This is a genomic window from Planococcus dechangensis, from assembly GCF_042654465.1.
GTDB classification, from domain to species: Bacteria; Bacillota; Bacilli; order Bacillales_A; family Planococcaceae; genus Planococcus; species Planococcus dechangensis.
In genome coordinates this window covers 166861-174985 of record NZ_JBHSGL010000014.1, presented here as the reverse complement: position 1 = coordinate 174985, position 8125 = coordinate 166861, and the positions used below count along the sequence as shown (strand labels likewise).

Annotated in this window: 4 protein-coding genes, 17 tRNA genes and 1 rRNA gene; 20 read left to right on the top strand and 2 right to left on the bottom strand. The window is 47.0% G+C overall.

The window, feature by feature from the left end:
• Nucleotides 1-181: 181 nt before the first annotated feature.
• The 20 genes from rrf (at nucleotide 182) to ACFO5U_RS14310 (ending at nucleotide 6235) form a co-directional block, all read left to right on the top strand.
• A 5S ribosomal RNA gene (gene rrf / locus ACFO5U_RS14405) occupies nucleotides 182-297 on the top strand.
• 10 nt (nucleotides 298-307) lie between these two features.
• Nucleotides 308-382 (top strand) — tRNA-Asn (locus tag ACFO5U_RS14400).
• A gap of 5 nt (nucleotides 383-387) precedes the next feature.
• Nucleotides 388-477, top strand: a tRNA-Ser gene (locus tag ACFO5U_RS14395).
• 19 nt (nucleotides 478-496) lie between these two features.
• A tRNA-Glu gene (locus tag ACFO5U_RS14390) sits at nucleotides 497-571 on the top strand.
• A 6-nt stretch (nucleotides 572-577) separates the two neighbouring features.
• Nucleotides 578-653, top strand: a tRNA-Val gene (locus ACFO5U_RS14385).
• A 41-nt stretch (nucleotides 654-694) separates the two neighbouring features.
• Nucleotides 695-771, top strand: a tRNA-Met gene (locus ACFO5U_RS14380).
• A 3-nt stretch (nucleotides 772-774) separates the two neighbouring features.
• Nucleotides 775-850 (top strand) — tRNA-Asp (locus ACFO5U_RS14375).
• 15 nt (nucleotides 851-865) lie between these two features.
• A tRNA-Phe gene (locus ACFO5U_RS14370) sits at nucleotides 866-941 on the top strand.
• 14 nt (nucleotides 942-955) lie between these two features.
• Nucleotides 956-1031 (top strand) — tRNA-Thr (locus ACFO5U_RS14365).
• A 3-nt stretch (nucleotides 1032-1034) separates the two neighbouring features.
• Nucleotides 1035-1118 (top strand) — tRNA-Tyr (locus ACFO5U_RS14360).
• A gap of 6 nt (nucleotides 1119-1124) precedes the next feature.
• Nucleotides 1125-1198 (top strand) — tRNA-Trp (locus ACFO5U_RS14355).
• A gap of 21 nt (nucleotides 1199-1219) precedes the next feature.
• A tRNA-His gene (locus ACFO5U_RS14350) sits at nucleotides 1220-1295 on the top strand.
• A gap of 37 nt (nucleotides 1296-1332) precedes the next feature.
• Nucleotides 1333-1408: transfer RNA gene (locus tag ACFO5U_RS14345), tRNA-His, on the top strand.
• Between the two features lie 7 nt (nucleotides 1409-1415).
• A tRNA-Gln gene (locus ACFO5U_RS14340) sits at nucleotides 1416-1487 on the top strand.
• 5 nt (nucleotides 1488-1492) lie between these two features.
• A tRNA-Gly gene (locus tag ACFO5U_RS14335) sits at nucleotides 1493-1567 on the top strand.
• Nucleotides 1568-1573: 6 nt separating this feature from the next.
• Nucleotides 1574-1647, top strand: a tRNA-Cys gene (locus ACFO5U_RS14330).
• A 9-nt stretch (nucleotides 1648-1656) separates the two neighbouring features.
• A tRNA-Leu gene (locus ACFO5U_RS14325) sits at nucleotides 1657-1740 on the top strand.
• 199 nt (nucleotides 1741-1939) lie between these two features.
• Nucleotides 1940-2023 (top strand) — tRNA-Leu (locus ACFO5U_RS14320).
• A gap of 236 nt (nucleotides 2024-2259) precedes the next feature.
• Nucleotides 2260-4923, top strand: coding sequence for a cation-transporting P-type ATPase (locus ACFO5U_RS14315; RefSeq protein ID WP_377279781.1), 2664 nt, complete (start codon nucleotides 2260-2262; stop codon nucleotides 4921-4923).
• Between the two features lie 262 nt (nucleotides 4924-5185).
• Nucleotides 5186-6235: a C45 family autoproteolytic acyltransferase/hydolase gene (locus ACFO5U_RS14310; protein WP_377279778.1), complete on the top strand. Its 1050-nt coding sequence runs from the start codon at nucleotides 5186-5188 to the stop codon at nucleotides 6233-6235.
• A 25-nt stretch (nucleotides 6236-6260) separates the two neighbouring features.
• Here ACFO5U_RS14310 and ACFO5U_RS14305 read toward each other — a convergent pair whose 3' ends face one another.
• Together ACFO5U_RS14305 and ACFO5U_RS14300 are read right to left on the bottom strand one after the other, a co-directional pair.
• Nucleotides 6261-7331, bottom strand: coding sequence for a C45 family autoproteolytic acyltransferase/hydolase (locus ACFO5U_RS14305; RefSeq protein WP_377279777.1), 1071 nt, complete (start codon nucleotides 7329-7331; stop codon nucleotides 6261-6263).
• 91 nt (nucleotides 7332-7422) lie between these two features.
• Complete coding sequence (locus ACFO5U_RS14300) at nucleotides 7423-8085, bottom strand: B3/B4 domain-containing protein (protein ID WP_377279776.1); 663 nt, start codon at nucleotides 8083-8085, stop codon at nucleotides 7423-7425.
• Nucleotides 8086-8125 lie beyond the last annotated feature (40 nt).

Here is an 8125-nt window from a genome sequence, read left to right as displayed (position 1 = left end):
AAGCGTGGCGACACGTGCAGCTGACGAATACTAATCGATCGAGGACTTAACCATAGTTTGATTGCGTTTCACAATGTCGATTTATCCGGTTTTGAAAGAATAAGATTAGATTTTTTTAAGAAAAAGCTTGAAAAAATCAGTATTATTGATATAATAAATCTTGTCTTTCAAATTAATACAGTCTAGTGATGATGGCAAAGAGGCCACACCCGTTCCCATCCCGAACACGGAAGTTAAGCTCTTTTGCGCCGATGGTAGTTGGGGGTCTCCCCCTGTGAGAGTAGGAAGTCGCTAGTCTGATTATTATTCCGAAGTAGCTCAGTGGTAGAGCACCGCACTGTTAATGCGATGGTCGTAGGTTCGAGTCCTACCTTCGGAGCCAATTATGGAGAGCTGTCCGAGTGGCCGAAGGAGCATGATTGGAAATCATGTAGGCGGGCAACCGTCTCAAGGGTTCGAATCCCTTGCTCTCCGCCAGATCTTAAGCTCAAATCATGGCCCCTTGGTCAAGCGGTTAAGACACCGCCCTTTCACGGCGGTAACACGGGTTCGAATCCCGTAGGGGTCACCATTACATGGAGGATTAGCTCAGCTGGGAGAGCATCTGCCTTACAAGCAGAGGGTCGGCGGTTCGATCCCGTCATCCTCCACCATTTCTTTCATACATATTTAGAGAAGGAAATATTAATACTATCGCGGGGTGGAGCAGTTCGGTAGCTCGTTGGGCTCATAACCCAAAGGTCGCAGGTTCAAATCCTGCCCCCGCAACCAAATGGTCCCGTGGTGTAGCGGTTAACATGCCTGCCTGTCACGCAGGAGATCGCCGGTTCGATCCCGGTCGGGACCGCCATTTTTTATTAAATATGGGTCAGTAGCTCAGTCGGTAGAGCATTAGATTGAAGCTCTAAGTGTCGGCGGTTCGATTCCGTCCTGACCCACCATATTTTTTCTCCATGCCGGAGTAGCTCAACTGGTAGAGCAACTGACTTGTAATCAGTAGGTTGAGGGTTCAAGTCCTTTCTCCGGCACCACTAGGTGGGGTAGCGAAGTGGCTAAACGCGGCGGACTGTAAATCCGCTCCTTCGGGTTCGGCAGTTCGAATCTGCCCCCCACCACCAGCTTTTAGGGGCATAGTTTAACGGTAGAACAGAGGTCTCCAAAACCTCCGATGTGGGTTCGATTCCTACTGCCCCTGCCAATTTTAAAAAATTATATGATGGCGGTCGTGGCGAAGTGGTTAACGCACCGGATTGTGATTCCGGCACTCGGGGGTTCAATTCCCCTCGTCCGCCCCATAAGTTTTCATAAAAGATTTAAATAATAGTAATGATGGCGGTCGTGGCGAAGTGGTTAACGCACCGGATTGTGATTCCGGCACTCGGGGGTTCAATTCCCCTCGTCCGCCCCAGTATTATTGGGGTATAGCCAAGCGGTAAGGCAACGGGTTTTGATCCCGTCATGCCCTGGTTCGAATCCAGGTACCCCAGCTTTTGCGGAAGTAGTTCAGTGGTAGAACGCCACCTTGCCAAGGTGGAGGTCGCGGGTTCGACCCCCGTCTTCCGCTCCACTTTATGGCGGCATAGCCAAGCGGTAAGGCATGGGTCTGCAACACCCTTACCACCGGTTCGAGTCCGGTTGCCGCCTCCATAATATGTTGCCGGCGTGGCGGAATTGGCAGACGCGCGGGACTCAAAATCCCGTTCCCTCACAGGAGTGTCGGTTCGACCCCGACCGCCGGTATCACATTTCATTGCTCTGCCAAGCAATGATAACTAAAAAATCCCTGACTTAAATGTCAGGGATTTTTATTTGATCTTTTTTAAAAAAAGAAGAGATTTTTTAAAAAAATAACATAATAGCCCTTGCAATATAAACGATTTATTAATATAATAATTAATGTTCCTTAAAGAAGTAAACAAGTAAGGAATGCCCCATTTTTGCCGGCGTGGCGGAATTGGCAGACGCGCGGGACTCAAAATCCCGTTCCTTCACGGGAGTGTCGGTTCGACCCCGACCGCCGGTATCAAGGTAATCGCTCTGCCAAGCGATTACAAAAAAGGCCCTGACAAATTGTCAGGGCCTTTTTTTATTATGTGAAAAAACTGCTTAAAGTCTACAGGAGGAGTGATTAAAAAGCTTGATATTGTGTCATATCGATCTATAAAAGGCGATGCTGTTAAACCTGCTGCGTGGTATAATAACCGGAATTATTCATTGGTAAAGCTTGGATAATATTTCGGGGGTGAGAGCTTGTCTGATGTGCAATGGTTTCAGTATGAATTGACGGAAGTACTCGAGATGCAAGCTGTAGATCTGAAGGAAGGTTTGACTTCGGATGAGGCAGCTAAACGCTTGAACAGTTATGGGAAAAATGAGTTGCCCGAAGAGAAGGGTGATCCGGTTATTTTAAAGTATTTGAAGCATTTCCATGATGTGTTGATTTATGTATTGCTAGTAGCAGCTGTCATTACAGTGGGGCTTGGACATTATGTAGATACTGTAGTTATCTTAGCGGTGGTCATCATTAATGCAGCAATCGGCTTCATTCAGGAGAGTAAGGCAGAAAAGGCTTTAGAAGGTATAAGAAATATGCTTTCAATTAAGGCAGCGGTGATGCGTTCCGGACGCAAGACAGAAATTCAATCTGTAGAATTGGTGCCGGGTGATATTGTGTTTTTAAGGGCTGGAGATAAAGTGCCAGCAGATATACGCGTACTGGAAGCAGTGAGTTTACAGGCTGAAGAATCTTCATTGACTGGGGAATCCGATGCGGTCGAAAAACAAGTGTTAAGTCTCCCGGAAAATACCGTGCTTGCTGATCGGTCAAACATGGTTTTTGCAGGTACTTCAATCGCCTCTGGAACTGGAGTGGGGATTGTGGTGGTGACGGGGGCGAATACCGAACTTGGCAAGATAAGCAGTGCAATGGCTTCGGTTGAAAAACTCCAGACCCCTTTATTAAAACAAACTGCGGATTTCGGTAAATTGATTTCTGTCGTTATCGTCATTAGTGCGATTGCGATGTTTTTTATTGGATATTGGTTTCATGATTATGGAACAGCTGAATTATTACTGGCAGTTATCGGGCTTACTGTAGCGGCAATTCCAGAAGGCTTGCCTGCCATTCTTTCGATCATTTTAGCGCTAGGTGTTCAGACCATGGCCGGGAAAAATGCCATCGTCCGTAATTTGCCATCAGTCGAAACGCTTGGCGCGGTTACAGTAATTTGTTCAGACAAAACGGGTACGCTGACAAAGAATGAAATGACGGTGACGTCTGTTATTCTTACTGATGCCGAGTTCGCCATTAGCGGTGTAGGATATTCACCGGAAGGGGCGATACAGAAGGAAGGCCGGCAAGTGCAACTGGCCGACTATCCGACATTGGAACGATTGTTAGTGTGCGTAAAGACGGTAAACGATGCACATTTGCTTAAGGATAAAAACCAGCGCTGGACGGTTAGCGGAGGAGCGACTGAAGGCTGCTTGTTAACGCTCGTCGAAAAAGCGGACAAACAAGTGGATGCGCTTTCTGTGATTGCAGAAATTCCATTCGATTCGGCTTATAAATATATGGCATCGCTCGTAGAAGAAGATAACCAACGATGGATTTATATAAAAGGCGCACCTGAAAAGCTTCTACAATTGATACCAGACGACGAAAGGGCTAAGTGGGAGGATAAGATAAAGGAGCATGCGAAACGCGGAGAGCGTCTCCTGGCAGCAGCCATGAAGCGTGTTGACAGTTATTCATCAACCATCGATCATGAAGACTTAGTGGATGGTTTTGAATTTTTGGGCCTTGCTGGCATTATCGATCCTCCTCGAGATGAAGTGATCGAGTCAATTTCGCAGTGCCGGAAAGCTGGCATCCAAGTGAAAATGATTACCGGAGACCATAAAGAGACTGCGGTGGCAATTGGATCCAAATTGGGCATTGGGGATGGACAGCGAGCGCTAGAAGGCAGTGAGCTGGATGCGATGGATGCAGATCAATTAGCAGTAGCGGCAGTCGAATATGACATTTTTGCGCGCACAAGCCCTACTAATAAATTACAATTAGTCGAGGCGTTGCAGGCCCAACAGCATATTTGCGCGATGACAGGTGATGGGGTGAACGATGCACCCGCACTGAAACGGGCGGATATTGGAATCGCCATGGGCATCAAAGGAACGGAAGTATCGAAAGAAGCAGCTGAAATGGTACTTGTCGATGATAATTTCAGCACCATCGTCAATGCCGTAAAAGAAGGACGACGGGTTTACGATAATTTGAAAAAAACCATTTTGTTTATTTTGCCGACAAATGTTTCAGAAGGCATGTTGATTTTTATCAGCATTCTAATCGGTACCACGATTCCGCTTACTGCGGTACAGATTTTATGGGTTAATATGATTACAGCGGTGACGATTTCTTTAGCGATAGCATTTGAAAAGCTTGAACCCGGAACGATGGAGAGGCCGCCTAGAAAGCCAAATATCAGGCTTTTGAGTGGTTATGCAATGTTTCGAATTGCGTTCGTCTCATTAATTATCTGTGGAGGCATTTTATGGATGAATAGCGTATTGACCGCTAGAAATTACGAAGTTGGAATTTTACAGACGATGACCTTGCAAACGCTAGTCATTTCGCAGCTGTTTTATCTTTTTAATTGCCGTAGTGAAAGGCGGTTTGCACTCAATCGTGGTTTCTTTTCCAATAAAGCTGCATTTCTCGTCTCGGGAATTTTAATTTTGGTCCAGCTTGCGATTACGTATTTGCCATTCATGAACACACTTCTTGGCACAGAACCAATCGGCATTCAATACTGGGTTTGGCCATTATTGATCGGATTCAGCGTGTTTGTCATGGTGGAGCTTGAAAAATGGTTTGTGCATCGTGTAATGAGAGGTTATTTAGATAGGCACATGAAAAATGAGTGATTTGTATACTAGCAAAAGCCGATGCGAAAGAAATCGTTGCGCACCGGCTTTTTTGGTATTTCTTTTTGTCATAATCAACTGCTTAATTGGACAGCACATTTGCAGCTTACGCGTTTGTTGAGCGGACTGAACAGATCGTCTGATGGTGGAAGGGGGGGCACATACTTTACAGCACCCTTTCCTGTTCTAACGTGAGATTTAGTTTTATAATAGTCGAATATCCATCAAGGGCTATTTGACATTGCTAGGAGGTAGGAAAGAAATGAAACCAATACATAGCGATATTATTGAATTCAGGGGAAGCCATTACGATTATGGTGTCATGCAGGGGAAAGCGTTGAAGCAGTCGATCACGCTGCAAAACCGCAGGGGCCAGTGGAAAAGCAAGCGGCCGCGCTTTATCATCGACCCAGCTGAAGCGAAAGATGCCTTCAATGAATATGCACCACAGCTTTGGGAAGAATTGAAAGGGCTTGAAGACAGCTTGGAGCTGCCGACACAAGATGTGCTGCGAGATTTTGGAGGTTACCGGATCGATGCGCCGCCGTCTGGCTGTTCAATTGCCAGCGGAGAGGATTTCTTGGTGCGCAATTATGACTTCCATCCACAGACCTATGAAGGCCGGTTCTGCTTGTTCCAGCCAGACAGGGGCAATGCTATCATCGGTCCTAGCCAGCGCGTATTGGGACGGATGGACGGCATGAACGAGCATGGCTTGGCGATGGGCTATAATTTTATGCACCGAAAAAACCCCGGGGACGGCTTTGTCTGTTATATGATCGGCCGCATCATTCTTGAAAGTTGTGCGACGATCGAAGAGGCGGTCGCTTTGGTGAAAGATATTCCGCACCGTGGCTCATTTAGCTATGTCGTGACAGATAAAAGCGGTGTGACCAAAGTGATCGAAGCGACGCCTCGTAATGTCGTAGTGCGTGAAGCTTCTGCTTGTACAAACCATTTCGAAATCCAACAGCACGAGAACCGCAATTATTTGAAAGATTCGTACGAACGTTTGTCGGTCATCGAGCAAAACGCGGAAGATGCAGCGGAAGCATATCGTGCGTACCGTTTGTTCAATGATACTGACCGCGGGTTGTTTTCGGACCTTTATAAGAGTTGGGCAGGGACGATCCATACGTCCGTTTATTTGCCGAAAGAGCAGGAAGTGTGGTTTGCCCTTGGCGGCAACCAGGAGCCGTCAGTATTTAACTTCAACGACTGGCTTCAAGGAAAGCCTGTAAAAGGCAAGTCGATTCATGGACAGTTGGATACGGCAATAGGTTTTGCCCATACCGACTTTTTATTCACATAAAAAACGGCTGGAGCGATTGTTCGCTCTAGCCGTTTTTCGGTTGTGGGGATGACATATCGTCAAGATGCGGAAATGGGAAATGGGTATCAATTTTACCGTTGATGCGCTTGGCCAGCAAACGCTCGCCTTGAAGCCATTTCTGAAAGTCGAACATGAGCGGCAGCCGGTCCGGGCCGATTGCAAAACCGACTTCCAGGCTGTCGGGAAAATAAGAGGCCGTATGCAAAGTGCCGGAAGCGGTGCTGTATTTAGTCGAGAACACGCCCTGTCCGGAATCGTTCAGCAAACGGAACGCTGCGTAGGCATCATTCGATGTGCTGGCATGTGTCAGCAATGCTCGTTCGCGGCGTTTAGAGTCGTCGATTTGGTAACGGTTTTCCTCAGAGAGGATTTCAAAATGGTTCGTCGAGACAGATGCTTCACGGACAATGACATTGCGCGGGGATGTTTCCGCAACGACGCTCCGTCCGGTCCGATCCAATAACACATAACTGAACGAACGGCGGTGGGGCAATTCTTTCAGCAGGTCGATCGCTTCTTCGACTGTCGCGCAATGTTCAAGAATGAGACGGCCGATCATATTGCAGATAAAGCCGTCTGCGGAGTTGCGGCGATTGATGAAGTTATAACCCATTGTTAGGCCTTTTTCGTTCAAGCCATCGGTCCGGCCGGTGATTTGCATGGATGGCCCGATCGAAGCATAACCCCCATCTGTCGGTTCGTATAAGGCGAATCGACCTTCATAGCCTTGCGGTGAACTGTCGTAATTGCGCACCAGAAAATCAGTGCGGCTAATAATGGAACATCCGCTTCTCGTGTATTCGATATAATAGCCGCCGAATTCCCGCAAAGCATCAACGAATGGCCATTTCAATGCATCGGCAAGGCCTTCGATTTCTTCCCAGATGCGCGGGGCAAATCGTTCGAGCATGTCGATCGATTTTGATTCATCGGTCAATAGCTGACGGCTGTTCTGTCCGCGTTGTGATTTGCGGTTCGGCAAAAGCAGTGAATCACGCAGCAATTCGCCTTGATGAAAGCCGAAATCATAATGGCTACCGCGGAATTGAATAATATCGCTGTGTACTTTTTTCATGAAGTATCCCTCTTTTTTTATCTCAGTATCAAAAGAATACTAGAATTTTCATGAGAACAAAAAGAATCTGCCTGAAACAATCTCCAGGCAGTTAGATGATGATTGTTTCGGCTTCTCCGCCGTTGATGCCGGTGAACATATTGCCAGCGGCGGTCAATAACTGCAGTGCGGTGTCGCGGTCCATCGAAGGGCGCAGGTAGAAGATGTGTATCGCTTCAGTTGTTAGTGCGGTCACTGCGGTGCGCTTGGAATCGACATACGGACTGCCGAAAGCGCCTTTTGCATCTCTTGTAACGAGTATGCGATCCAGCGTATTTTCACGGTTGTTCAGTCCTTCAAAACGGTCGTTTTTGGTACCAATCGCCATTTCGATGTCGCCTTCAATGAGCTTGCTGTCATACAGACCGAGCGGAATTTCATATTGCAATGATAAAAAGCTATTCATATCGATCGCCGAGTTGACGGGCGTCAAATAGTTTTGCTTACGCACACGGCGGTATAACGCTTCTGCAGAAGGCCGGTAGCGGTTCGGATCGCCGCCGAATGCTTTCCAGGCGAGTTTCCATTCCAGAAGCCCGGGAAAATCCGTCAGTTCTTTGTCGTCCAAATCGAAAAATAATTGTTCTTGGAATAACTGCAGGCGGCCTTTTAACATTTGAGGTGAATCCGAAACGGTGATATTGTTATAATGAATAATGCCGATTTTAAATTCAGGTACAATCTCTCTGATTTCAGGGTTGATCTTCAGGTCCACAGCACTCATCCTTTACATGAATAATAGCCTCATCTTACCA